Raw genomic sequence first — 23,531 nt, 5'->3', positions numbered from 1 at the left:
GGCTTGCGGCGCGCGGCGGTCGCGCCTGTTGTGAAGCTCCGTGGGCGCCGCCGGCCGCGTTGCGGCCGGATCCTCGGAGGGTGGTGGCCGGGCGTGCACAGAGGATCTCTGCCCTCAAACGCCGGGCGCGCGCTGCGCGCGCTTGGCTTGCGGCGCGCGGCGGTCGCGCCTGTTGTGAAGCTCCGTGGGCGCCGCCGGCCGCGTCGCGGCCGGATCCTCGGAGGGTGCGGAGGAAGGGCGCCCCCTCAGGCCTCGGCCGGCACCACCACCGGTGGCCGCCGCGAATCCCAGCCCTCGGGCGGCTTGCCCGCCAGTGTGCGGCTGCGCGTGATCAGGAAGTCCATGATGTGGTCCCGCAGCGGGTGGTAGCCGGGCATGTGGTGCAGGTTGGCGCGCGCCCGCGGGCGCGGCAGCGTGTTCTGCACCACCTCCGCCACCCGCGCCTCGGGGCCGTTGGTCATCAGCAGGATGCGGTCGGCCAGCAGGATGGCCTCGTCCACGTCATGCGTGATCATGAAGGCGGTCTGCCCGGCCTCCGTCACCAGGCGCGACACCTCCTCCTGCAGGGTGCCGCGCGTCAGCGCATCCAGCGCGCTGAAGGGCTCGTCCATCAGCAGCAGCTTGGGCTCCACGGCCAGGGCGCGCGCGATGCCCACGCGCTGCTTCATGCCGCCCGACAGCTGCGCGGGCTTGCGCTCGGCCGCCTGGGTCAGCCCCACGCGTGCCAGCGCCGCGCGCGCCGCATCGCGCACCCGTGCCTTGTCCCAGCCGGGATTGCGGCAGGAGACGGCGAAGGCCACGTTCTCCAGCGCCGAGAGCCAGGGCATCAGCGCATGGCCCTGGAAGATCACCGCGCGGTCGAGCGAAGGCCCGCTGATCTCGCGCCCATCCACCAGCACGCCGCCCTCATCCGGGACGTCGAGCCCGGCCAGGATGTTCAGGATGGTCGTCTTGCCGCAGCCCGAATGGCCGACCAGGCAGACGAACTCCCCCCTGTCCACATGGAACCAGAGGTCCTGGAAGACGGTCAGCCCCGGGAAGCGCCGCGCGATCCCCTCGATGCTGACGATGCGCGCGGCCCCGCCCATGCCCGGCATGGCGTTCATTCCTGCCACGCCACCGCGCGCGCCACGAGGCCGAGCGCCCGGTCCAGCAAGAGCCCCACCAGCCCGATCATCAGGATGGCGATGACGATGTCGGCGATGGAGAGGTTGTTCCACTGGTTCCACACCCAGTAGCCGATGCCCGTGCCGCCCACGAGCATCTCCGCCGCCACGATCACCAGCCAGGCGATGCCGATGGAAATGCGCATCCCCGTCAGGATGGTGGGCGCGGCCGCGGGCAGGATCACGCGCATGGCGGTGCGCCAGCGCCCGGCCTCCAGCGTGCGCGCCACGTTCAGCCATTCCTTCCGCACGCTGGCCACGCCGAAGGCCGTGTTCAGCAGCATGGGCCAGATGGAGCAGATGAAGATGACGAAGATGGACGAGATGTTGCTGTCCTTGATCGTGTAGAGGGCGAGCGGCATCCAGGCCAAGGGCGAGACCGGGCGCAGCACCTGGATGAAGGGGTTCAGCGCCGCGTTCAGCAGCGGCGACATGCCGATGACGAAGCCCAGCGGAATGGCGATGGCCGCCGCCAGCAGGAAGCCCGCCATGACGCGCCAGAGCGACCACGCGATCTGGATGCCGATGCCCTGGTCATTGGTGCCGCGCTGGTGGAAGGGGTCGCGCAGCAACTCGACCAGCCGCGCGCCGATGTCCGACGGCGCGGGCATGGCCGTCTGCCCGCCGGCCGCCGCGGCCGGGCTGAGAAGTGCCGCCAGTTCCGCATCCACGGTCGGGCCACCCGGCCCACCGCCGCCCTTCACCGCCCATTCCCAGGCGCCCAGCAGCACGGCCAGCAGCAGCGCGGACAGCAGTGCCGCGCGCCAGGCCTCCCCCTTCGCGGCCATGGCTCAGTTCCGGCGGATGGCGAAGCTCGCCATATAGGCCTCGGGCTGGCGCGGGTCGAAGGTGCGGCCGAGGATGGTCTCGTTGCGCATCGGGCTCTCGGGCACGGTCAGGCCCAGGTCGCGCATGGCGCGGCCGGCATCGAGGGCCAGGAAGGTCTGCTCGGCCACCGCCGCCCAGTCCACGTCGCGCTGCAACTGGTTCCAGCGGCGCATCTGCGTCAGGATCCAGACGGCCATGGAATGCCAGGGATAGGGGTCGAAGCCGATGCGCTGCGGCACGCGCTGCACCCCGCCCAGCCCATCGGCGAAGGTGCCGGTCAGCACCTGCTGCACCACGGTCAGCGGCTGGTTGAGGTAGTTGGGCCCATGGATGGCCTGCGCCACCGCCACCCGGTTGGCGGGGTCGTTCGAATGGGCCGTGGCCTCCACGATGGCGCGCAGAAGGGCCGCATAGGTGTTGGGCGTGTCCGTGATCATGCTGCGCGGCACGGCGAAGGCGCAGCAGGGGTGCCCGTCCCACAGCTCGCGCGTCAGGATGTGGATGAAGCCCACCCCGTCGAACACCGCGCGCTGGTTGAAGGGGTCCGGCCCCAGGAAGCCGTCGATGTTGTCGGCGCGGAGATTGGCCACCATCTCGGGCGGCGGCACGGAGCGGATCTGGATGTCGCGGTCGGGGTCGAGCCCCGCCTCCGCCACATAGGCGCGCAGCAGGTAGTTGTGGATGGAGAAGTCGAAGGGCACGGCGAAGCGGAAGCCGCGCCAGTCGCGTGGGTTGCGCTTGTCGCGGTGCTTGTTGGCCAGCGTGATCGCCTGGCCATTGATGTTCTCGATCGCGGCGACGGCAAACGGGATGGGGTTGGCCACGCCCACCCCCAGCGACATCGCCACCGGCATGGGCGCCAGCATATGCGCCGCGTCATATTCACGCGCGATGGCGCGGTCGCGGATCACGGCCCAGCCCGCGGTGCGGATCACCTCCACGTTCAGCCCATGGCGGCGATAGAAGCCCATCGGATCCGCCATGATGATGGGGGTCGCGCAGGTGATGGGGATGAAGCCGATCTTGAGGTCGCGCTTCTCAGGGGCCGCGGCCGGCGTGCCCTGGGCCAGCGCCTCGCGCACATTCCCCAGCGGCAGCACGCCCTCCAGCGCCGACAGCAGCGTGCCCGCGCCGAAGAGGGAGAGCAGCCCGCGCCGTGTTGCCGCATTGGGGAAGGCCGCGCGCAGCGCCGCCTCGTTGACGACACGGCCCATCTCGCCCGTGCCGTCGGGCGGGGCCTCCGGGGCGCAGGCGAAGGCGGCCGGGTGGCCCACCCCGCAGGCGCAGACATCGAGGACAGGGTCGCGGCGGAACATGCGGGCCATGGAGACTCCCTGGGCTGGTCTCCATGAGATTGGTTCGAGTGCATGCCGCTAGAGCGGGCGGCAGGGGCGAAATCTCCGGGCCCTGCCGCCCTTTTGCATCATTTCAGGGCAGAGTGGGTAACGCCTGCCCAATCCAGGCCCCTCACACCACCGGGCTGCGACCCCCATCCACATTGATGGCGGTGCCGGTGATGTAGCCGCCCTGCTCGCTCGCCAGCAGCAAAGCGAGGGAGGCGAATTCCTCCGGCTTGCCGATTCGGCCCAGCGGCACGACGCGGCCCTGTTCTTCCTTCCATTCCTCCCAGGTGATGTTGCGCTTGTCGGCCGCGTGGCGGCGCACCCATTGGTCGCTCTCGATGATGCCGACCAGCATGGCGTTCACCAGGATATTGTCGGGCGCATATTCATTCGCCAGCGCCTTGGTCAGCGCCATGCCCGCCGCGCGCGAGACGCTGGTGGGCGTGGAGGTGGCCAGCGGCGCCTTGGCCCCGATGTTCAGCACATTGATGATCCGGCCCCATTTGCGTGCCCGCATGCCCGGCAGCACGGCGCGGCAGAAGCGCACGGCGGCCATCAGCTTCAGGTCCAAGTCGTCCTGCCAGAGCGCGTCGCTGATATCGAGGAAGGGCCCGCGCTGCGAGGTGCCGGCATTGTTCACCAGGATGTCGATGGGCCCGATGGCGGCCTCGGCCTCGGCGTGCAGGCGCACGCATTCGCTGGCCTGGCGGATGTCGCCGGCGATGGCGGCCACCTTCGCGGTGGGGGCGGCGGCCTCGATCTCGGCCTTGGCGGCGGCCAGAGCCTCGGCGCCGCGGGCCACCAGCGCGACATGCCCGCCCGCGCGGGCGAAGGCGAGGCCCATGGCCAGCCCCAGCCCCTTCGAGCCCCCGGTGATGAGCGCGCGTCGGCCCTCGATGGAAATCTGCATGGCATGTCCTCCCGTTGCGTGGGCGCGATGGTGGCGGGGCCGGGGGCGCGCGTGAAGCCACCCCTCGCCCACCCCTCGCCGACCCCTCGCCCCTGGGGGCGCCAGGGCGTAAACAGGGCGCATGTTCGACCCCTCGGGACGCCGCGTCCTCGTTCTCGGCGATGTGATGCTGGACCGCTTCGTCTATGGCGCGGCGGGGCGCCTTTCGCCCGAGGCGCCGGTGCCGGTGGTGCGCCTCTCCGAACGCCGCGCCATGGCGGGCGGCGCGGGCAATGTGGCGCGCAACATCCAGGCGCTGGGCGGCGAGGTGCTGTTGCTGGCCGCCATCGGCGCCGATGCGGCCGGCGCGGAACTGGCCGCGCTGCTCGGCCCCGCCGCGCAACTTCTGCGCGTCCCGGGCCGGATGACGCCCGTGAAGCTGCGCGTCATCGCCGGCCGCCAGCAGGTGGTGCGGGTGGATGAGGAGGACGCCGCGCCGCTCACGGACGCCGCCGCCCTGCTGGAGGCCCTGCCCGCCGCGCTGGACGGCGCCCAGGCCGTGGTGCTGTCCGACTACGCCAAGGGCACCCTGCCGCCTGCCGTGATCGCGGCCGCCATCGTCGGCGCCCGCGCCCGCGGCATCCCCGTCCTGGCCGACCCCAAGGGGCGCGACTTCGCGCGCTATGCCGGGGTGGATGTGCTCACACCCAATGCCGGGGAGTTGGCCGAGGCGGCGGGAATGCCCGTCGCCACCGATGCCGAATGCGAGGGCGCGGCCCGCCACCTGCTCACCCGCATCGAGGCCCGCGCCATCCTCGCCACGCGCAGCGAGAAGGGCATGATGCTGGTGCCGCGCGACGCGCCGGCCACCCTCATCCCCGCCATGGCGCGCGAGGTGTTCGACGTTTCGGGCGCGGGCGACACGGTCATCGCGACCCTGGCGCTGGGGGTGGCCAGCGGGTTGTCGCTGGAGGGCGCCATGCGCGCGGCCAATGCGGCGGCGGGTGTGGTGGTGGGCAAGATCGGCACCGCGACCTGTTCGCTGGCGGAGCTGGAGGCCGCGCTGCGCGAGGGTGACGGCGCGCTGCTCACCTGGCCCGAGGCCGCGCGGCAGGTGGCCGCCTGGCAGGCGCAGGGGCTGCGCGTCGGCTTCGCCAATGGCTGCTTCGACCTGCTGCATGCGGGCCATGTCGGCCTGCTGCGCGCCGCCCGCGCCCATTGCGACCGTCTGGTGGTGGCGCTGAACGACGATGCCTCGGTGACACGGCTGAAGGGTCCCGCGCGCCCTATCAACACGCTCGCCGACCGCGCCGCCGTGATCGGCGCGCTGGCCGCCGTGGACTTGGTGGTAGGCTTCGCGGAGGACACGCCGCTGGAGGCCATCCTCGCCCTTCGACCGGACGTGCTGTTCAAGGGCCAGGATTACCGCATCGAGGATGTGGTGGGCGCGCCCGAAATCGCCTCCTGGGGCGGGCGGACGGTGCTGCTGGAATTGCTGCCCGGCCGCTCCACCACCGGCATGGTCGAGAGGATGCGCTCATGATCCGCGCGGTGCTTCTGCTTCTGGCGCTGACCCTGCCGGCCCAGGCGCAGGCCCCACGCAGCAATGCCTGGGCCGAGGTGCCGGGGCCGGCGGCCGGCCCCGCGCGTTCCATCGGCGGGGCCTCGCTGGGTTGCCTGGCGGGCGGGGTGCAATTGCCGCTGGAGGGGGTGGGCTACCAGGCGGTGCGCGTCTCGCGCAACCGGCACTGGGGCCACCCCGTCACCATCCGCTTCGTGCAGGAATTCGCGGCCGAGGCGCAGCGGCGTGGCTACCCCGACCTCTGGATCGGCGATCTCGCCCAACCACGCGGCGGCCCCATGCCCTGGGGCCATGTGAGCCACCAGACGGGCCTCGACGTGGACATCTGGCTGGACCTGCTGCCGAAAGCCCGCCAGCCGCGCGCGGCGCGGGAGGAGATCCGCATCACCTCGCTGGTGCTGCCCGACCAGTCGGCGGTGGACCCACGCCACTTCACCGCCCGCCACGCGGCGCTGATCCGCCAGGCGGCGGAACATCCGGGCGTGGACCGCGTAATTGTCAACCACGGCATCAAGCGCAGCCTCTGCGCCGCCCATCGCGGCGAGGCCTGGCTGCGCCGGGTACGGCCCTGGCGCGGGCATGACAGCCACATGCACATCCGCCTGCGCTGCGCCCCCGGCGATCCCACCTGCCAGCAGGCCCCGCCCATCCCAGCCGGCGATGGCTGCGACGCGAGCCTCGACTGGTGGCTGAGCGAGGAGGCCCGTCGCCCGCCGCCACGCCCCGCCCGCCCCGGACCCCCGCCGGCCCTGCCCGCCGCCTGTGCCGCGGTGCTGCGCGCGCCCTGAACCCTCGTCGGGCGCGTCGTTCCGGGCTATCGCTCCGCGCATGATCCCCTTTCCCCAGATAGACCCCGTGGCCCTGCAGATCGGGCCCATCGGCATCCGCTGGTATGCGCTGGCCTATATCGCCGGCATCGTCATCGGCTGGCGCGTGGCGCGGCGGCTGGTGGAGGCCGCGCCCGCCGCCGGCACGGCGCGGCAGATGGATGATTTCGTCACCTGGGCCACGCTCGGCATCATCATCGGCGGGCGGCTCGGCTATGTGCTGTTCTACCGGCCGGCCTACTACCTCCAGAACCCGCTGGAGGCGCTGATGGTCTGGCAGGGGGGCATGGCCTTCCATGGCGGGGCGTTGGGGGTCATCGTCGCCGCGTTGCTGTTCTGCCGGGCGGAAAAGCTGAACCCGCTGGCCTTTGGCGACCGCGTGGCCGTGGTCGTGCCCATCGGCCTCTTCTTCGGGCGCATCGCGAACTTCATCAATGGCGAGCTGTGGGGACGGCCGGCCAGCGTGCCCTGGGCCATGGTCTTCCCGCACGACCCGCTGCAACTGCCCCGCCACCCGAGCCAGCTCTACCAGGCGGGGCTGGAAGGCGTGGCGCTGTTCCTGGTCATGTTGGCCCTGTGGTCGGTCCGGGCCAACCGTGCGCGGCCGGGGCTGCTGACAGGCACGCTCATCGCGGGCTATGGCGTGGCGCGCAGCATCGGTGAGTTCTTCCGCCAGCCGGACGACAACCTTGGCTTCCTGCTGGCCGGTTCCACCATGGGGCAGTTGCTGTCCCTGCCGATGATCCTGGTGGGTCTGTTCCTCATCCTGCGCGCCCGCCGCGCCGGCTGATGGAGCGCCTCGACGCCTTCATGGCCCGCGCGGGCGCCGCCTATTACGGGCAGCGTGCCGGCCTGGGCCGCGACTTCACCACCGCCCCCGAGATGGGCCAGGCCTTCGGCGAGTGCCTGGGCCTGTGGTGCGCCGTCACCTGGCAGGCGATGGGCGCGCCGTCGCGGGTGGTGCTGGCCGAACTCGGCCCCGGGCGCGGCACGCTGATGGCCGATGCGCTGCGCGCGGTGCGCGAGATGGTGCCGCAATTCGCGGCGGCACTGGACCTGCACCTGGTCGAGGCCTCGCCCCTGCTGCGCGCGGAACAGGCCCGCCGCCTTGCCGCCACCTGGCATGACGACGCCAGCACCTTGCCCCCCGGCCCAATGATCCTGGTCGCCAACGAGTTCTTCGACGCCCTGCCCATCCGGCAATTCGTCCGCCGGGGCACGGCTTGGACGGAGCGTTTCGTGGCCGGAGGCGCCTTCGTGGAACATCCGGCCGAGGACCAGGGCGAGGCGCCCGAAGGCGCGGTGCGCGAGGTCTGCGAGGCCGGTTCCGCACTGACCAAGAGCCTCGCCGCGCGGCTGGCGCACGAAGGCGGCGCCGCGCTGATCCTCGACTACGGCCCGGCGGAATCCGGCCTGGGCGACACCCTTCAGGCCCTGCGCGACAACGCCCCCGCCGACCCGCTGGCCGAGCCCGGCACGGTGGACATCACCGCCCATGTGGATTTCGCGGGCCTCGCCGCGGCCGCGCGCGACGCGGGCGCCGCCGCCCATGGCCCGATCCCGATGGGCGTCTTCCTGCAACGCCTGGGGCTGATGGCGCGCTCGGCCATGCTGGCGCGCGCCGCACCCGCCCAGGCGGGGGCCATCCTGGCCGCCGCCCAGCGCCTCGTCGCGCCCGAGGGCATGGGGCGGCTGTTCAAGGCGCTGGCCCTGGCGCACCCTGCCCTTCCCACTCCGGCAGGCTTCGAGAACTGAATGGCCGAATACCTGACCCATGGCGCGCTCACGGCCCGGCACGGCTTCTTCACCCGGCGCGGCGGCGTCTCGGGCGGTGGCTATGCCTCGCTGAATTGCGGGCTGCGCGGCGATGACGACCCGGCGAATGTCGCCGAGAACCGGGCGCGGGCCACGGCGGCGCTGGGCGCGGCGCGGCTCGTCTCGCTGCGGCAGGTCCATGGCCCTGCCGTGGTGGAGGCGGAACCGGAATGGACCAGCCTGCTCGAGGCCGATGCGCTGGTCACCGACCGCCCGGGCCTGGCACTCGGCATCATCACCGCCGATTGCGCGCCCGTGCTCTTCCATGACCCCGTGGCCGGCGTGGCCGGCGCCGCCCATGCCGGATGGCGCGGCGCGGTGGCGGGCGTGCTGGAGGCGACCGTGGACGCCATGGTGAAGCTGGGCGCCGAACCCCAACGCATCACCGCCGTCATCGGCCCCTGCATCGCCCAGCCGAGCTATGAGGTGCGGGCCGATTTGCGGGACGCGGTGGGCGACGCGCGCTTCTTCGCCCCCGGCCGCGACGCCGCGCATTTCCAGTTCGACCTGGCCGGCTATTGCGCCCACCGCCTTTCGGGCATCGGCGCGGCGCTCGTGCTGGGCGTGGACACGCTGGCCGAGGAGGACCGCTTCTTCAGCCACCGCCGCCGCACCCTGGCGGGCGGCGGACCCCTTGGACATCAGCTTTCCGCCATCATGCTATGAATCCGCCATGCCCTACATGATCATCTTCCTCGCCCTGCTGCTGCTGACCGCGATGGTCTCCTGTGTCATCGCGTAGCCTCCTGCTGGCCGCTCTGGCGCTGCTGCTCTCCGCCTGCGGGATAGAGCCGCGGCCGCCGCATTGGGGCAATCCGGGCGGGGCGGCGCCCTGGCTGTCGCGGCCGCTGGCCGTCCGCATCGCCATTCCGCCGCCCGAGGCCGCGCTGCTGCCCTCCGCCGATGCCGCGCGGCTGGCCGAGGCGGTCAGCACCGCCCTGCAGGCGGGTGATGTGCCCGCCACCGCCAGGCCGCCCCTGCCGCTCGACTGGCGCCTCGTCATCCTGGCCGAGAACCAGGGCGGCACGGTGCGCCCCATCTACCGGCTGCTGGACGCCGATGGGCGCCCGCAGGGCAGCGTGGGCGGCAACCTGGTGCCTGTCGCCGCCTGGGCGGCGGCCGAGCAGCCGACCCTCGATGCCGTGGCCTCCGATGCGGGGGCGAAGGTCGCGCAGCTCATCCTGGGCATCCAGGCGGCGCGCGCCTCGGCCTCGCCGGCGGCGCTGGCGGCGGGGCCAGACCGCGTGCGCCTGCTGCCCGCCACCGGCGCGCCGGGCGATGGCAACCAGGCACTGACGGCCAGGCTGCGCGAATTCCTGTCCGCCCAGGGCTATGTGGTGCAGGACATCGCGGATGGCGCGGCCTTCGCCGTCACCGCCGAGGTCAGTGTCGTCCCCGCCCCCGCGCCGCGCACCGAGCGCGTGGAGATCCAATGGATCGTCTCGCGCCGCGACGGGCATGAGCTGGGGCGCGTGCTGCAATTGAACGAGGTGCCGGCCGGGCGGCTCAATGGTTTCTGGGGCGATATCGCCTTCGCCGCCGCGCAGGAGGCCGCGGGCGGGGTGCGACAGGTGATTCGCAACGCGGCCAACCCGTGACGCCACATGCCAGGGCTGCCCTGGCGTGAAGTTTACAGCGCGATGCCCTGCGGCTATCCCTGCCGCGCACGAAACAAGGGGTGAACTGGCCCGATGAAGATCGTCGCCTGCAACAGCAACCGCCCCCTCGCCCAGGCGGTCGCGGATGCCCTGGGCATCCCGCTGACCAATGCGTCGGTGCGGCGCTTCGCCGACATGGAGGTCTTCGTGGAGATCCACGAGAACATCCGCGGCGAGGATGTCTTCGTGATCCAGTCCACCAGCTTCCCGGCCAATGACCATCTGATGGAGCTGCTGATCACGCTGGACGCGCTGCGGCGTTCGTCGGCGCGGCGCGTGACCGCCGTGGTGCCCTATTTCGGCTATGCCAGGCAGGACCGGAAGAGCAGCCCGCGCTCGCCCATCTCGGCCAAGCTGGTCGCGAACCTCATCACCCAGGCGGGTGCGGACCGCGTGCTGACGATGGACCTGCACGCCGGGCAGATCCAGGGCTTCTTCGACATCCCGGTGGACAACCTCTATGCCGCGCCGCTCTTCGCCCGCGACATCCAGGACCGCTATGCCGGGCGCGAGCTCATGGTGGTCAGCCCCGATGTGGGCGGCGTGGTGCGCGCGCGCGCCATCGCGCAGCGCCTCAACACGGATCTCGCCATCATCGACAAGCGGCGGCCGCAGGCGGGTGTGTCCGAGGTCATGAACGTGATCGGCGACGTGTCCGGCCGCGACTGCATCGTGATCGACGACATCATCGACAGCGGCGGCACCCATTGCAACGCGGCCGAGGCGCTGATCAAGAACGGGGCCCGCAGCGTCTCCGTCTATGTCACGCATGGCGTCTTCTCGGGCGGCGCGGTGGCGCGGGTGGCACAGGCGCCCATCGAATCCATGGCGGTGACCGACACCATCGCGGCGACCGATGCGGTGCGGAATTCCAACAATATCCGCCAGCTTCCCATCGCTCCCCTGCTGGCCGAGGCCATGCGGCGCATCAGCGAGGAGAGTTCCGTCTCCTCGCTGTTCTGCTGAGGGCACCCGTCTTGCTCAATCCCATCCCCTTCTGGTTCCTCCGCCATGGCGAGACCGACTGGAACGCCGAGGGCCGCAGCCAGGGCCGCACCGACATCCCGCTGAACCATGTGGGCGAGATGCAGGCGCGCCGCGCCGCCCGCACGCTGGTGGGCCAGAAGATCACGACCATCGTGGCCTCCCCCCTCTCCCGCGCCCGCGTCACCGCCGAGACGGTGGCCGAGGCGCTGGGCCTTCCCATCCAGCTCGACCCCGAGCTGGAGGAGGTGAATTTCGGCGAGCAGGAAGGCCAGTTGATGGGCGACTGGTATGATGGCTGGATCGCGGGCGACTACACCCCGGCGGGTGCGGAGAGCTTCGCGGGCCTCCGTGCCCGGACCGTGCGCGCCATCAACCGCGCCACCGCCCTGCCCGGGCCCGTGCTGGTGGTGGCGCATGGCGCGCTATGGCGTGCCTTCCGCCACGAGGCGGGTATGACAGCCAATATCCGCACGCCCAACGCCCTGCCCCTCTGGGCCGCGCCGGGCACCCCCTGGACGCTGACGCCGCTGGAGCTGGCGCCGGAGGAATAACCCGGCACAGGTTTTGCTAACCCACAGGCAATCATCTTGTCATGTGGGGTTCACCTGATGCGTCGTCGTTCCCTTCTGCCTGTTCTCGCGGCAACTGCCCTTCCCTTCGGCGCCTCGGCCCAATCGGGCTGGGTGCCGGATCGGCCCGTGCGCCTCATCGCGCCCTTCGCCGCCGGGGGAGCGGCCGACATTCTCGCGCGCATCGTGGCCGAGGACCTCTCGCCCCTTCTCGGCCAGCAGGTGGTGGTGGAGAACCGCACCGGCGCCGGCGGCGCGGTGGGCACCGAATCCGTGGCCCGCGCCCGCCCCGATGGCTTGACCCTGCTGATGGCGAGCCAGGCGACGCATGGCATCGTCCCCAACATCACGCGCCTCAGCTTCGACCCGGCCACCGACACGGTGCCGGTGGCGAACCTGGCCGGCGTGCCCGCCGTGCTGATCGTGAACCGGGACCTGCCCATCACCAGCTTCGCGGAATTCGCGGCTTACATCCGCGCGCGGGCGGGGCAGCTGTCCTATGGCTCGGCCGGCATCGGCTCCTCCACGCACATGACCATGGCGCTGCTGCTGCACATGGCGGGGCTGGATGTGACGCATGTGCCCTATCGCGGCACGGCACTCGCCATGCCGGACCTGCTGGCCGGGCGCATCATCGGCATGACGGACACCATCACCTCCGCCCTGCCCGCCATCCGCGACGGGCGGGTGCGGGCCATCGGCGTCTCCAGCCCCGCGCCGCTGCCGGTGCTGCCCGATGTGCCGCCGCTGGGGGCCGATGTGCCGGGCTATGAGGTGCTGAACTGGTATGGCCTGGCCGGCCCGCGCGGCCTTCCCGCCAACATCGTCACCACGCTGCACGCCCATATGCAGACCCTGCTGGGCCGCCCGGCCTTCCTGGAGCGCCTGGCGAGCCAGGGCGCCCAGCCCTTGCCGATGAGCCCCGAGGAGTTCGGCACCTATATCGCGCGCGACCGGCAGCAATGGGCCGACCTGGTCCGCGCCACCGGCATGACCGTGCAGTGACAGGAGGGCCCCGCATGACCCGCCTGCCCCGTCGCGCCCTGGCCCTGGCCGGCGCCGCCGCCCTCGCCACCCCGGCGCTCGCCCAGAGCAACTGGCCCGAGCGCCCCATCCGCTGGGTGGTGCCCTTCCCGCCCGCCGGCACGGCCGACATCCTGGCCCGGCTGCTGGGCGAACATGTCAGCCGCGCCCTGGGCCAGCCCATCGCGCCCGAGAACCGGGCCGGCGCGGGGGGCACGCTGGCGGCCAACATCCTCTTCCAGGGCCGTGGCGACACGCATCTGGTGATGGTGAGCAATTTCGCGCCGCATGGCGTCTCGCCCACCCTCTTCCCTGGCGTGACCTATGACGCGCAGCGCGACTTCACCCATCTGGGCCTGCTGGGCGCGCTGCCCATGGTGCTGGCGGCACACCCCTCCTTCCCGGCGGCCGATGCGGCGGCATTGCTGGCGGCCGGCCGGCAGCAGGGGGCTTCGCTGACCATGGGCTATGGCGGCAATGGCACGGCCTCGCATCTGATCGGGCTCTCGTTGCACCGGGCGGCGGGCATGTCGCCCACCTTCGTGCCCTATCGCGGTTCGGGCGCGCTGCTGAACGACGTGATGGCGGGCACCGTGCCCGTGATGATCGACACGCTGAGCGCCGCGATCGGCCATATCCGTGCCGGGCGCATCAAGGCGCTGGCGGTGAGCGGCCCCGCGCGCAGCCCCGCCCTGCCCGACACCCCCACCTTCACCGAGATCGGCGTGGGGGAGGCCACGGGCATGAACTGGTTCGGCTTCTGCACCCCCACAGGCCTGCCCGCGCCCATCGCCGCCCGCTGGGTGAGCGAACTGCGCACCGCCCTGGCCCTGCCCGCCGTCACCGAGCGCCTGTCCAGCCTGGGCGTGGAGGGCACCAACATGGACCCGGCCTTCATGACGGAATTCGTGGGCACGGAGGTGGCGCGCTGGCGCGAGGTGATCCGCGCCAACAATGTCACTGTCGGATAGTTGATCTTTTTTCGAGCAATGGGTTCGGCTGCAACCGCACCTTAACCTTCGCGTTGGAAGATTATGGGGCGAATGCCTTTCAACCGGGCACCCACGCACCATCTATTGAAATGGCATCAAGGATCGCCGCCATGACCACTCGCCTCACCGGACGTGGAATTTCTCTGGCCCAGGCCGCGCTGGCGATTGCCGCCGCGGCGCGGGCCACGCGCGAGGCCGCGGCCGCCCTCCTCTCCCCGGCACCGCAGCCCATTCCGGTGCGTATCGCCCGCACCACCCGCCGCACGACCCGCCTTCATCACGACAAGGGCTGAGCCCTACAACAAGGACCCCAGGACCCGCCCGCCCACCATAGGGCGTGGCGCGCCGGTGGTCTCTGGAAAGCTGATGGGCAGGCCACGGGCCGTGCGTGCCGCCAGCACGGCGAAGCATTGCGCTTCCAGCGCGTCGCCATCCCAGCCAACCACTTCCACCGGGCGCACCGGTTCGGATAGCGCCGCCGACAGCGCGCGCATCAGGGCGGGATTGCGCCGCCCGCCGCCCGCCACCAGCCATTGCATGGGGGGTTCGGGGAAGTGCCGGCCGGCCACGGCCACACATACCGCGGCGAAGGCGACCAGCGTCGCGGCGCCATCCTGCGGGGAGAGGTTGTGGGCCCCCGCCTCGCGCAGCGCCCGGTCGAAATCCAGCCGGTCCAGGGATTTGGGCGGCGGTGCTGCCAGATAGGGGTGGGCCATGAGACGCCCCAGCACCGCGCCATCCACCTCGCCCGCCAGGGCCAGCCTGCCGTCGCGGTCATAGTCGCGCCCGATGGAGCGCTTGGCCCAGTCATCGAGCGGGCCATTGGCGGGGCCGGTGTCGAAGGCCAGCATCTCGCCCGACGCACCCAGCCAGGTGACATTGCCCACACCCCCTAAATTCAGCACAGCCAATGGCTTGGGGAGATTTGCTGCCAGCGCATGGTGGGCAATGGGCACGAGTGGCGCCCCCTGCCCGCCGGCCGCCACATCGGCGCTGCGGAAATCGAAGGCGACGGAAAGCCCCGTGGCGCGCGCCAGGGCCTGGGCGTCGCCGATCTGCCAGGTGAAGCCCTGGGCGTTGCGCGGATCCCCATGGCGGAGCGGCCGGTGCAGGATGGTCTGGCCATGGAATCCGGCCAGTTCGGCGTCGGGCAGACCGTTGCGGGCGGCCTCGCGCATCACGCGACGCACGGCCTCGACATGGGCCTCGGTCAGGCGCGCGGTGACGCCGGCGAGGAAGTCATCATTCTCATGCAGGGTGGGAGCCAGCTCCAGCAAACGCCTGAGATCACGCCTCAAAGCCGGATCATACGGGAGAGTCAGAGTGGGCCCCAGGCGTTCCACACGTTCCCCATCCGTCTCAACCCAGGCGGCATCCACCCCGTCGAGGGAAGTCCCGCTCATCAGCCCCACGATTCTCAACATCGGCCGAGTGTGCTACGCGAGGCGCCCACTCGCCAATTGGACGTTTCCCCATGAGTTCCGCCGATTTCCTGCATGTGCTGCGCGAGCGTGGCTTCATCCACCAGGTCACCGACGAGGTCGCGCTCCAGGCGCGGCTGAACGCCGGCCCCATCGCGGGCTATATCGGCTATGACTGCACCGCCGACAGCCTGCATGTCGGCCACCTGGTCCAGATCATGATGCTGCGCTGGCTGGGCACCACGGGGAACCGGCCGGTGGTGCTGATGGGTGGTGGCACGACCAAGATCGGCGACCCGTCGGGCCGCGACGAGACGCGCCAGATCCTGACCGAGGCGCAGATCGAGGCCAACAAGGCCGGAATCCGCAAGACCTTCGACGCCATCCTCGACTTCGGCGATGGCCCGGGCAAGGCGATGATGCTGGACAATGCCGAATGGCTGGACCAGCTGCGCTACATCCCCTTCCTGCGCGAGGTCGGCCGGCATTTCAGCGTGAACCGCATGCTGACCATGGACAGCGTGCGCCTGCGCCTGGAGCGCGACCAGCCGCTGACCTTCATCGAATTCAACTACATGCTGCTGCAAAGCTATGATTTCATGGAGCTTCGCCGCCGCCATGGCGTCGTGCTGCAGATGGGCGGCAGCGACCAGTGGGGCAACATCGTCATGGGCGCCGACCTGATCCGCCGCATGGACCAGGCCGAGGCGTTTGGGCTGACCACCCCGCTCATCACCACCGCCTCGGGTGCCAAGATGGGCAAGACGGCGGCGGGTGCGGTCTGGACCAACCCCGAGCGTCTCTCGGCCTACGATTACTGGCAGTTCTGGCGCAATGCCGAGGATGCCGATGTGGGCAAGTTCCTGGCCCTGTTCACCGAGCTGCCCATGGATGAGGTGCGGCGCCTGGGTGCGCTGCAGGGTGCCGAGGTGAATGACGCGAAGAAGATCCTCGCCACCGAGGCCACCGCCATCCTGCATGGCCGCCAAGCCGCCGAACTCGCCGCCGAGACGGCCCGCCGCGCCTTCGAGGAGGGGGCCGCCGCCGAGACCCTGCCCAGCATCACCGCCACCCTCCCCGCCGCGCTGGCCGACCTGCTGGTGAGTGCGGGCCTCGTCGCCAGCAAGGGCGAGGCGCGGCGCCTCGTGGCCCAGAACGGCGTGCGGCTGAACGACGCGCCGGTGAACGACGCGGCGATGACCGTAACCGAGGGTGACCTGCGCGACGGCGCGGCCAAGCTCTCGGCCGGCAAGAAGAAGCATGTGCTGGTGCGGGCCGCATGACGATCGAGTTCCTCCACCCGCCCGGCCCCGGAGAGGCGCGCCCCTTCTCCCGCGTCGTGAAGGCCGGCGGCATGGTCTATGTGTCCGGCGCCTCGGCCCCGCATGACCCGGCGCGCGGCCTCCACCGCGGCGCCACCCCGGCCGAGGAGGTCCGCAACGCGCTGACCTATATCGCGGGACTGCTGGAAGAGGCCGGCAGCGGGCTGGACCGCGTGGTGCAGGTGACCATGCTCATCAGCGACCGCGCCGACTATGCCGCCTGCAACGCCGAATACGTGACGTTCTTCCCCAACGGCCTGCCCGCCCGCCACACGGCGCTGTTCGGCGTGCCCACCGAGGCCAGGGTGGGTTTCGCCTGCATCGCCCTTGCGGCGGAGCAATAGCGAAACGGTCAAGTCGCGATATAGTCCAACCCCAGGTTGCCCAGGGAGACGGGACAATGGGGGATCAGCGCAAGATCGAGGCCGCGCGCGTGCGCGCCAGCGATGCGGCGCCCATCCTCTGGATGCTGGGCCATGCCGGCGCCGGGCAGAGCAGCCTGGTCGCGCATCTGGTCCATGGCTGGCGCGCGGCGCTGCGCCCCGCCTTCGAACCCGCCACCCCCACCGCCGAGCAATTCGCCCACCCGGAGGAACTGCCCCTCATCCGCTTCCTGCTGACCACGGGGCTGCGGCCGGGCGAAACCTATGACCCGTCGGAGGACATGGCCTTCATGGAGGCCTCGCCCGGCCTCATCCTCGTGACCGTGGCGGCGGCGGAGCTCGATCATGGCGGGTTGCGCTCCGCCCTGCGGACCATCCGCGAGGCGCATCCGGACTGGAGGGTGCTCGTGGCGCAGACCCGGCTGCATGAGCTGTATCCCGAAGGCTCGGGCCACCCGACCCCCTACCCCTTCACCCCGGCCATCGCGCTGAACCCCGTCCCGCCCGCTCTCGCGGCGGCGCTGGCCGGCCAGCGCGCCGCCTTCGCGGGGCTGGCGGATGGCTTCGTGCCGCTGGACCTCACCGAGGGCGAGGGGCTGCGGGAGCCGCATGACTACGGGCTGCCCCAGCTCCTGGCCGCCATGCAGGCCCTGGCGCCCGAGCTGGTGCCCGGCCTTGCCCCCGGGCCCGACCCGGAGGAGGGTATCCGCCAACAGGTCATCCTGCCCTGGGCCATGGCCGCCGCCGCGTCCGATGCGCCCCCGCTCCCCCTGCTCGGCGGGGTGCCCGCCATGGCCTTCCAGGCGGCCATGGTGCGCGCCATCGCGCGGCGCTACGGGCTGGGCGCGGACGCCGCCATCTGGGCCGCGCTGATCGCGGGGCTGGGCGCGGGCTTCCTGCTGCGCCACGCCATGTTCTGGATGGTGCGCCAGGCCCTGAAACTGGCGCCCTTCTGGGGCAGCGCCACCGTCGGCGCCTGGACCTTCGCGGTCACCTGCGGCCTGGGCGAAGCCGCCATCCGCATCTGCCGCGACGAGGCGGAGGACCGCCGTCCCACCCCGGCAGCCCTGCGCGCCGCCTTCCGCAACGGCCAGCGGCGCGGCGATGCGCTGCACGATGCGGGGCGCGGCGGGGCCCCCTATTGAGATTTGTCCGTCCAGGGGTCCACAAGCCGCCCCAACACATGGCATGATCGTCCGAACAACTTCGGGAGAGAATGTCCATGGCGGACCCCACGCTCATCATCCGGGGCGGGCTCGTGGCCGATGGCACCGGCGCCCCGCCGCGCGAGGCCGACATCGCCCTGATCGGCGACCGCATCGCCGCCGTCGAACGCCGCATCACCGCGCCCCGCGGCACCCCCGAGATCGATGCCCGCGGCAAGCTGGTCACGCCCGGCTTCGTGGACATCCACACCCATTATGACGCCCAGGCCACCTGGACCTCGGAAATCCTCTCCTCCTCGCTGCATGGCGTGACGACGGCGCTGCTGGGCAATTGCGGGGTGGGCTTCGCGCCCTGCCGGCCCGAGGCGCGGGACATGCTGGTGAAGCTCATGGAAGGTGTCGAAGACCTTCCGGAAGTGGTTCTGACGGAAGGACTTCCGTGGAACTGGGAAAGCTTCCCGGAATATCTGAACGCCCTCGACAGCCGCCCCTATGACATGGACATCGCGACCCAGGTGCCACATGCGGCGCTGCGCGTGCATGTCATGGGCCGCCGTGGCTTCGAGCGTGAACCGGCCACCGAGGCCGACCGCGCCGAGATGGCGCGCCTGGCGCGCGAGGGCATCGCGGCGGGGGCTCTGGGCTTCTCCACCTCCCGCGCCATCGCCCACAAGACGCTGGCGGGCGAACCCACCCCCACCCTGGGGGCCGCCGAGATCGAACTGGCCGAGATCGCCCGCGGCCTGGGCGGCGGCTGGATGCAGCTGATCTCCGACTTCGACGAGCCGGCCGAGGAGGAATGGGAACGCCTGCTCCGCATCCTGCGGCTTTCGGGCCGGCCCATGACCTTCTCGCTGCTGCAGCGCGAGTCCAAGCCCGATTTCTGGCGCTGGATCCTGTCCCAGGTGGACCGCGCCAATGCCGAGGGGCTGAAGGTCTCGGGCCAGGTGATGGGGCGGCCGGTGGGGCTGATGTTCGGGTGGGAGCTGTCGCAGCACCCCTTCCTGACGCGCGCGGCCTACCAGGAGGTGGCGCATCTGCCCATTGACGCCCGCGCCGCCGCCCTGCGCGACCCCGCCCGCCGCGCCCGCATCCTGGCCGAGCCGACGGACCCGGCCCTCAAGGCGCGCCTCAACAACTACGCCCGCATCTACAAGCTCACCATGGATTACGAGCCGCCGCCCGAGACCAGCGTGCTGGAACAGGCCCGCGCCCAGGGCCGCGACCCCGAGGACCTCTGCTACGACTGGATGCTGGAGGAAGGCGGCCGCGCCATCCTGAACCGCCCCTTGCTGAACTACGCGGATGGCAACCTGGACGCCATCCGCGAGATGGTGACCCACCCCCACACGCTGATGGGCCTGGGCGATGGCGGGGCGCATGTGGGCTATATCTGCGATGCCTCCGCACCCACCCACATGCTGACCCATTGGGCGCGCGACCGTGCCCGTGGCGCCAAGCTGCCGGTGGAATTCGTGGTGAAGCGGCTCTCGGCCGACAATGCCGCGGCGCTGGGGCTGAATGACCGTGGGCGGCTCGCACCTGGTCTCAAGGCCGACCTCAACGTCATTGATTACGAACAGCTTGCCATCGAACGCCCGAACATGCGCTACGACCTGCCGGCGGGCGGCAAGCGGTTGGTGCAGGGGGCGCGGGGCTATGTCGCGACCCTCGTCTCCGGCCAGGTGGTCCATCAGAACGGAGAGGCCAGCGGCGCCCTGCCCGGCCGGCTCATCCGCGGCGCGAAGAATGGGGGAGCCAAGCCATGAAGCACGACCTCGTCATCCGCAACGGCTGGGTGCTGGACGGCACCGGCGCCCCCGGCTTCCAGGCCGACATCGCCATTGATGGCGAAACCATCACGACGGTCGGCAAGGTCCATGGCTCCGGCCGCGAGGAGCTGGACGCCAAGGGGTTGCTGGTCACGCCCGGCTTCGTGGACATCCACACCCATTACGACGGCCAGGCGGTGTGGGATTCGCACCTCGCCCCCTCCGCCCTGCACGGCGTCACCACGGCGCTGATGGGCAATTGCGGCGTGGGCTTCGCGCCCTGCCGCGCCGAGGACCGCGACACGCTGATCGAGCTGATGGAGGGGGTGGAGGACATCCCCGGCCCCGTGCTGCACGAGGGGCTGAACTGGTCCTGGGAGAGTTTCCCCGAATATCTCGACGCGCTGGAGCGCAAGGCGCGCGACATCGACATCGCGGCCCTGCTGCCGCATGGCGCCGTGCGGGTGAACGTCATGGGCCAGCGCGCCCTGCGGCTGGAGAACGCCACGGCGGAGGAGATCGCCCGCATGCGCGCGATCACGGCCGAAGCCGTGGCGGCCGGGGCCTTCGGCACCAGCACCAGCCGCACCATCAGCCACAAGACCCTGGCGGGCGAACCCACACCCACCCTGAAGGCGCAGGAGGAGGAACTCATCGGCCTCGCCGCCGGCATGGCCGAAGGCGGCGGTGGCTTGCTGGAACTGGTGTCGGACTGGAATACGCCGGACCCGGCCACGGAATTCGCCATTGTGCGCCGTGTGGCGGCGGCCTCGGGCCAGCCCGTGGTGTTCAGCCTGACGGCCCGGCATGACCGCACCGAGGCCTGGAAGGAGTTGCTGGCCCTCTCCGGGGAGGCCATGGCGGCGGGGCTCGACATCCGCCCGGTCTTCCCGCCGCGTCCCATCGGCATCCTGATGGGGCTGGTGGGGTCGCAGAACCCCTTCTCCGGCTGCCCCTCCTACCGCGAGATCGCGCATCTGCCGCCGGCCGAGCGCGCGGCGGCCATGCGCGAGCCCGCGCGCCGCGCGGCCATCCTCTCCGAGGACCGGGTGGCGGGGTCCAACTTCCCCCTCATCACCCGGCTGCACTGGGCGCGCATGTTCCCCTTCGGCGACCCGCCCGACTATGCGCCGCCGCGCGAGGCGAGCCTCGAAGCCCAGGCCGCACGCGAGGGCCGCCGCCCGGAGGAGGTGGCGTATGACCTGCTCTGCGCCGGGGATGGGAGTGCCTTCATCTTCGCGCCACTCACGAACTTCGCCGACTACACGCTTGATGCATCAGCCGAATGCCTGCGCCATCGCCACGCCATCGTGGGGCTTTCGGATGGGGGCGCGCATGTGGGCTTCATCTCGGATGGCAGCTTCCCGACCTTCACGCTGATGCACTGGCCCAAGCGCGGCTTTCCCATGGAGGAACTGATCCGCCGCCAGACCAGCGACACCGCGCGCGCCATGGGGCTGACCGACCGGGGCGTCCTGGCGCCGGGGCTGCTGGCGGACATCAACCTCATCGCGGAAGGGGAACTCGCCCTGCCCCAGCCGCGCATGATCCATGACCTGCCGGCCGGCGGGAAACGCCTGATCCAGGGCGCGCGGGGCTACCAGGCCACGATCAAGCGCGGCCAGGTCACCTATCGCCACGGCACGCCCACCGGGCGCCTGCCGGGGCGGCTGTTGCGGCGGCATGAGAGCGGGATGCGTTGAGGCGGCATCACCGACCCCGCTGAATCCCGCTCTCGGCACCAGCTAGAGCCATATCCGACCGGATGGAATCATCCGGTCGGAAGCCGCTCTAGGCCGTGCCGCCTGAACTCGGCACGTTCTGGGTGTCCTCTTCCTGGTCCTCGCCCATCTGGAAAGCCTGGGCGGCTGTGGCGTCGATGGTGGTGGTGATGCTCCCCGCGCCTTCCTGGCGCAGCGCCTCGGCCAGCCGGCCCTCATCGCCGATGACGAGCACATTCACCTCCACCCCCGGCAGGCGCCGCTTCACCCGGCGCAGGATGGAGCGGGCGGCGGCGGTGGAGCCCATGCCCTCCACAGTGCACAGCCAGGCCTGGCGGATGCGGGCCAGATCCTCCGCGGGGGTCGCGTCGGCGCGCAGCATCTCGGCCGGGGCGGCGCCGGCGTCCAGCCCGCGCTTGCGCAGCACCTGGGCCAGCATGGCCGCGGCCGCCATGTCGAAGGGGCCGCGCCCGCCCACGCAAAGGATCGGACCCGCCGAGGCCGGCGGCACGGGGCGCGGGACCGTGGGGTCGCCCTTGGCCAAGGGGATGGCGTCCTGCTCCACATCCTCCTCCAGATCCTCGAGCAATGAGGCGAGGCGCGCGCGCATGCCCTTGAGCTGCAATTCGCCCAGGCGGCCGCGCTGGGCATCGGCCTGGGCCAAGGCGAGGCCCGGAAGCGCCACCGTGTCGTAGTAGCGGGAGAGGCGGGATTCCCGCAGCGCGATCTCCGCCTGCTCGGCCAGGGCGTCGGGGTCGTCGCCCAGGGCGCGCTGATAGAAGGTCTCGGGCGGTTCGAGGGGGGGTCGGTCACCCAGCGCCACCTCCAGGAATTCGAAGCGCTCCACATGCCGCCCCAGCACCACGAGGCAGACCGTGAGCGGCACCGCCATCACCAGCCCGACGGGTCCCCAGAGCCAGGTCCAGAAGGTCGCCGCCACGATGACGGCGATGGGCGAGAGGCCGGTGGACCGCCCGAAGATCAAGGGCTCGAAGACCTGCCCCATCGCGCCCTCCCCCACCGCGAAGAGCACCAGCACCAGCACGGGCATGGTCCAGCCCGGCTCCACCGCCAGCGAGAGCAGCAACGGGAAGGCGACCGCGATGATGGTGCCCACGAAGGGCACGAAGCGCATCAACCCGGCCACGATGCCCCACAGGATGGGCTGCGGCACGCCGATGAAGAACAGCGCCAACGCGATGACCATCCCGTAGATGGAGTTCATCGCGACCTGCGCCAGGAAGAAGCGCGAGAGGCGATAGGCCGCGTCATCCATGGCGGCCATGGTGCGCTGCAGGTCATGCGCGCCGATCAGGCGGATGAGGCGGTCGCGCAGATCCTCGCGGTAGAGCAGCACGAAGATGACGAAGACGATGACGATGCCGAAGGTGGCGAGCGGGTAGAGCAAGGGCTCGACCACCGTGCGCAGCACCTCGAAGGTGCGGGGCGGCGGCGGGTGGACCTGCACGGGAAAGGGCCGCACCTGGTCGGCCGCGGGCATGGGCGGGGGCTCGGGTGCCGCGCGCTCCGCTCCCGCGGCGAGGCCCTGGAGCATCTCCTGCACGCGCTCGATCATCCCGCCGCTGGCGTTGATGGAGGAGAGCTTCCGGGTCAGCTCGAACTGGTAGAAGGGAATGTCATTGGCCAGCTCCGCAAGCTGGCGCGCCATGACGAGGCCCAGCATCAGGAGCACCGCGACGGCGGCCAGCACCGCCGCCAGCACGGCCAGCACACGCGGGGTGCCGATGCGGCGCAGCGCGCGCACGATGGGCGCCAGCACGAAGGAGAGCAGCACGGCCAGCGCCAGCGGCACCAGCAATTCCCGTGCGAAGTAGAGCACGGCCATGACCAGCAGCGCGGTCAGCGCCAGGTTGGTTCCCCCCTCGGGGGCGCCCGCCGGCCGAATGGAATGGTAGGCACGGCGGAAATCGGACATGGGAGGGCGAGACTCCTTCGCCGGATCGGCGATCACGCAACGGCCCCTCAACGCCCGGTGAAGCGTGCGGTTGCTGCCGAAGCGTCATCGCCGCAGGGCCCAACGCCCGGAGGCGTGAATCACGCGCGCCG

22 protein-coding genes are annotated in these 23,531 nt (G+C 71.3%); 16 read left to right on the top strand and 6 right to left on the bottom strand.

Translation table 11 applies throughout. The features are described 5' to 3' along the window. Nucleotides 1-245 precede the first annotated feature (245 nt). From GGQ83_RS10290 to GGQ83_RS10275, 4 genes are all read right to left on the bottom strand, one after another. Entirely contained in the window at nt 246-1,106 is an 861-nt protein-coding gene (locus tag GGQ83_RS10290; RefSeq protein WP_242535052.1) for an ABC transporter ATP-binding protein, read from the bottom strand. Continuing rightward, nucleotides 1,103-1,954 (bottom strand): nitrate ABC transporter permease, encoded by an 852-nt coding sequence (ntrB, locus tag GGQ83_RS10285; RefSeq protein WP_184383722.1) that lies wholly within the window; start codon nt 1,952-1,954, stop codon nt 1,103-1,105. Before ntrB ends, GGQ83_RS10290 begins: the two co-directional genes overlap by 4 nt. 3 nt (nt 1,955-1,957) lie before the next feature. Next, nucleotides 1,958-3,319: a CmpA/NrtA family ABC transporter substrate-binding protein gene (locus GGQ83_RS10280; protein WP_242535051.1), complete on the bottom strand. Its 1,362-nt coding sequence runs from the start codon at nt 3,317-3,319 to the stop codon at nt 1,958-1,960. A 142-nt stretch (nt 3,320-3,461) separates the two neighbouring features. Then, nucleotides 3,462-4,247, bottom strand: coding sequence for an SDR family NAD(P)-dependent oxidoreductase (locus GGQ83_RS10275; RefSeq protein ID WP_184383721.1), 786 nt, complete (start codon nt 4,245-4,247; stop codon nt 3,462-3,464). A gap of 121 nt (nt 4,248-4,368) precedes the next feature. On the opposite strand from GGQ83_RS10275, the gene rfaE1 reads away from it, so the two are divergent. From rfaE1 to GGQ83_RS10220, 11 genes are all read left to right on the top strand, one after another. Next, nucleotides 4,369-5,769, top strand: coding sequence for a D-glycero-beta-D-manno-heptose-7-phosphate kinase (gene rfaE1, locus GGQ83_RS10270; RefSeq protein ID WP_184383720.1), 1,401 nt, complete (start codon nt 4,369-4,371; stop codon nt 5,767-5,769). After that, a complete protein-coding gene (gene mepA / locus GGQ83_RS10265; RefSeq protein WP_184383719.1) occupies nt 5,766-6,596 on the top strand; it encodes a penicillin-insensitive murein endopeptidase in 831 nt (276 codons plus the stop codon). Before rfaE1 ends, mepA begins: the two co-directional genes overlap by 4 nt. A gap of 40 nt (nt 6,597-6,636) precedes the next feature. Next, nucleotides 6,637-7,425 (top strand): prolipoprotein diacylglyceryl transferase, encoded by a 789-nt coding sequence (gene lgt, locus GGQ83_RS10260; protein ID WP_184383718.1) that lies wholly within the window; start codon nt 6,637-6,639, stop codon nt 7,423-7,425. Continuing rightward, complete coding sequence (locus tag GGQ83_RS10255; protein WP_184383717.1) at nt 7,425-8,390, top strand: class I SAM-dependent methyltransferase; 966 nt, start codon at nt 7,425-7,427, stop codon at nt 8,388-8,390. The genes lgt and GGQ83_RS10255 overlap by 1 nt, the downstream gene beginning before the upstream one ends. After that, nucleotides 8,391-9,116, top strand: coding sequence for a peptidoglycan editing factor PgeF (pgeF, locus tag GGQ83_RS10250; RefSeq protein ID WP_184383716.1), 726 nt, complete (start codon nt 8,391-8,393; stop codon nt 9,114-9,116). A 62-nt stretch (nt 9,117-9,178) separates the two neighbouring features. After that, nucleotides 9,179-10,048 carry a hypothetical protein gene (locus tag GGQ83_RS10245; protein ID WP_184383715.1) on the top strand — a complete coding sequence of 290 codons (870 nt, stop codon included), beginning with the start codon at nt 9,179-9,181 and terminating at the stop codon, nt 10,046-10,048. A 93-nt stretch (nt 10,049-10,141) separates the two neighbouring features. Then, a complete protein-coding gene (locus GGQ83_RS10240; protein WP_184383714.1) occupies nt 10,142-11,074 on the top strand; it encodes a ribose-phosphate pyrophosphokinase in 933 nt (310 codons plus the stop codon). A gap of 11 nt (nt 11,075-11,085) precedes the next feature. Next, on the top strand, nt 11,086-11,646 hold the full coding sequence (locus GGQ83_RS10235; RefSeq protein ID WP_242535050.1) for a histidine phosphatase family protein: 561 nt from the start codon (nt 11,086-11,088) through the stop codon (nt 11,644-11,646). A 57-nt stretch (nt 11,647-11,703) separates the two neighbouring features. After that, nucleotides 11,704-12,669 (top strand): Bug family tripartite tricarboxylate transporter substrate binding protein, encoded by a 966-nt coding sequence (locus GGQ83_RS10230; protein ID WP_184383713.1) that lies wholly within the window; start codon nt 11,704-11,706, stop codon nt 12,667-12,669. Nucleotides 12,670-12,683: 14 nt separating this feature from the next. After that, nucleotides 12,684-13,658 carry a Bug family tripartite tricarboxylate transporter substrate binding protein gene (locus GGQ83_RS10225; RefSeq protein ID WP_184383712.1) on the top strand — a complete coding sequence of 325 codons (975 nt, stop codon included), beginning with the start codon at nt 12,684-12,686 and terminating at the stop codon, nt 13,656-13,658. Between the two features lie 131 nt (nt 13,659-13,789). Further along, the gene (locus tag GGQ83_RS10220) at nt 13,790-13,972 is read left to right on the top strand and encodes a hypothetical protein (protein WP_184383711.1); all 183 of its coding nucleotides are present in this window, start codon (nt 13,790-13,792) and stop codon (nt 13,970-13,972) included. Between the two features lie 3 nt (nt 13,973-13,975). On the opposite strand, the gene GGQ83_RS10215 is transcribed toward GGQ83_RS10220, so the two are convergent. Further along, nucleotides 13,976-15,100, bottom strand: a complete 1,125-nt coding sequence (locus tag GGQ83_RS10215) for an anhydro-N-acetylmuramic acid kinase (protein ID WP_184384321.1) — start codon at nt 15,098-15,100, stop codon at nt 13,976-13,978. A gap of 53 nt (nt 15,101-15,153) precedes the next feature. Between GGQ83_RS10215 and tyrS the strand changes: the two genes are divergently transcribed. The 5 genes from tyrS to GGQ83_RS10190 all read left to right on the top strand — a co-directional run bounded on the left by tyrS (nt 15,154) and on the right by GGQ83_RS10190 (nt 21,446). Further along, complete coding sequence (gene tyrS, locus GGQ83_RS10210; RefSeq protein ID WP_184383710.1) at nt 15,154-16,383, top strand: tyrosine--tRNA ligase; 1,230 nt, start codon at nt 15,154-15,156, stop codon at nt 16,381-16,383. Next, on the top strand, nt 16,380-16,766 hold the full coding sequence (locus tag GGQ83_RS10205) for a RidA family protein (protein ID WP_184383709.1): 387 nt from the start codon (nt 16,380-16,382) through the stop codon (nt 16,764-16,766). Before tyrS ends, GGQ83_RS10205 begins: the two co-directional genes overlap by 4 nt. Nucleotides 16,767-16,822: 56 nt before the next feature. Next, nucleotides 16,823-17,950: a hypothetical protein gene (locus tag GGQ83_RS10200; protein WP_184383708.1), complete on the top strand. Its 1,128-nt coding sequence runs from the start codon at nt 16,823-16,825 to the stop codon at nt 17,948-17,950. Nucleotides 17,951-18,027: 77 nt separating this feature from the next. Beyond that, nucleotides 18,028-19,740 (top strand): N-acyl-D-amino-acid deacylase family protein, encoded by a 1,713-nt coding sequence (locus GGQ83_RS10195; protein ID WP_184383707.1) that lies wholly within the window; start codon nt 18,028-18,030, stop codon nt 19,738-19,740. Next, nucleotides 19,737-21,446: an N-acyl-D-amino-acid deacylase family protein gene (locus GGQ83_RS10190; protein ID WP_184383706.1), complete on the top strand. Its 1,710-nt coding sequence runs from the start codon at nt 19,737-19,739 to the stop codon at nt 21,444-21,446. Before GGQ83_RS10195 ends, GGQ83_RS10190 begins: the two co-directional genes overlap by 4 nt. Nucleotides 21,447-21,534: 88 nt before the next feature. Here the strand turns inward: GGQ83_RS10190 and GGQ83_RS10185 are convergent, their stop codons facing one another. After that, nucleotides 21,535-23,400: an AI-2E family transporter gene (locus GGQ83_RS10185; RefSeq protein WP_184383705.1), complete on the bottom strand. Its 1,866-nt coding sequence runs from the start codon at nt 23,398-23,400 to the stop codon at nt 21,535-21,537. Between the last annotated feature and the right edge of the window lie 131 nt (nt 23,401-23,531).

The organism is Roseococcus suduntuyensis (genome assembly GCF_014196305.1).
GTDB lineage: Bacteria > Pseudomonadota > Alphaproteobacteria > Acetobacterales > Acetobacteraceae > Roseococcus > Roseococcus suduntuyensis.
Note: the sequence above shows the minus strand (reverse complement) of the source record. Positions and strands in the feature narration are given on the sequence as shown.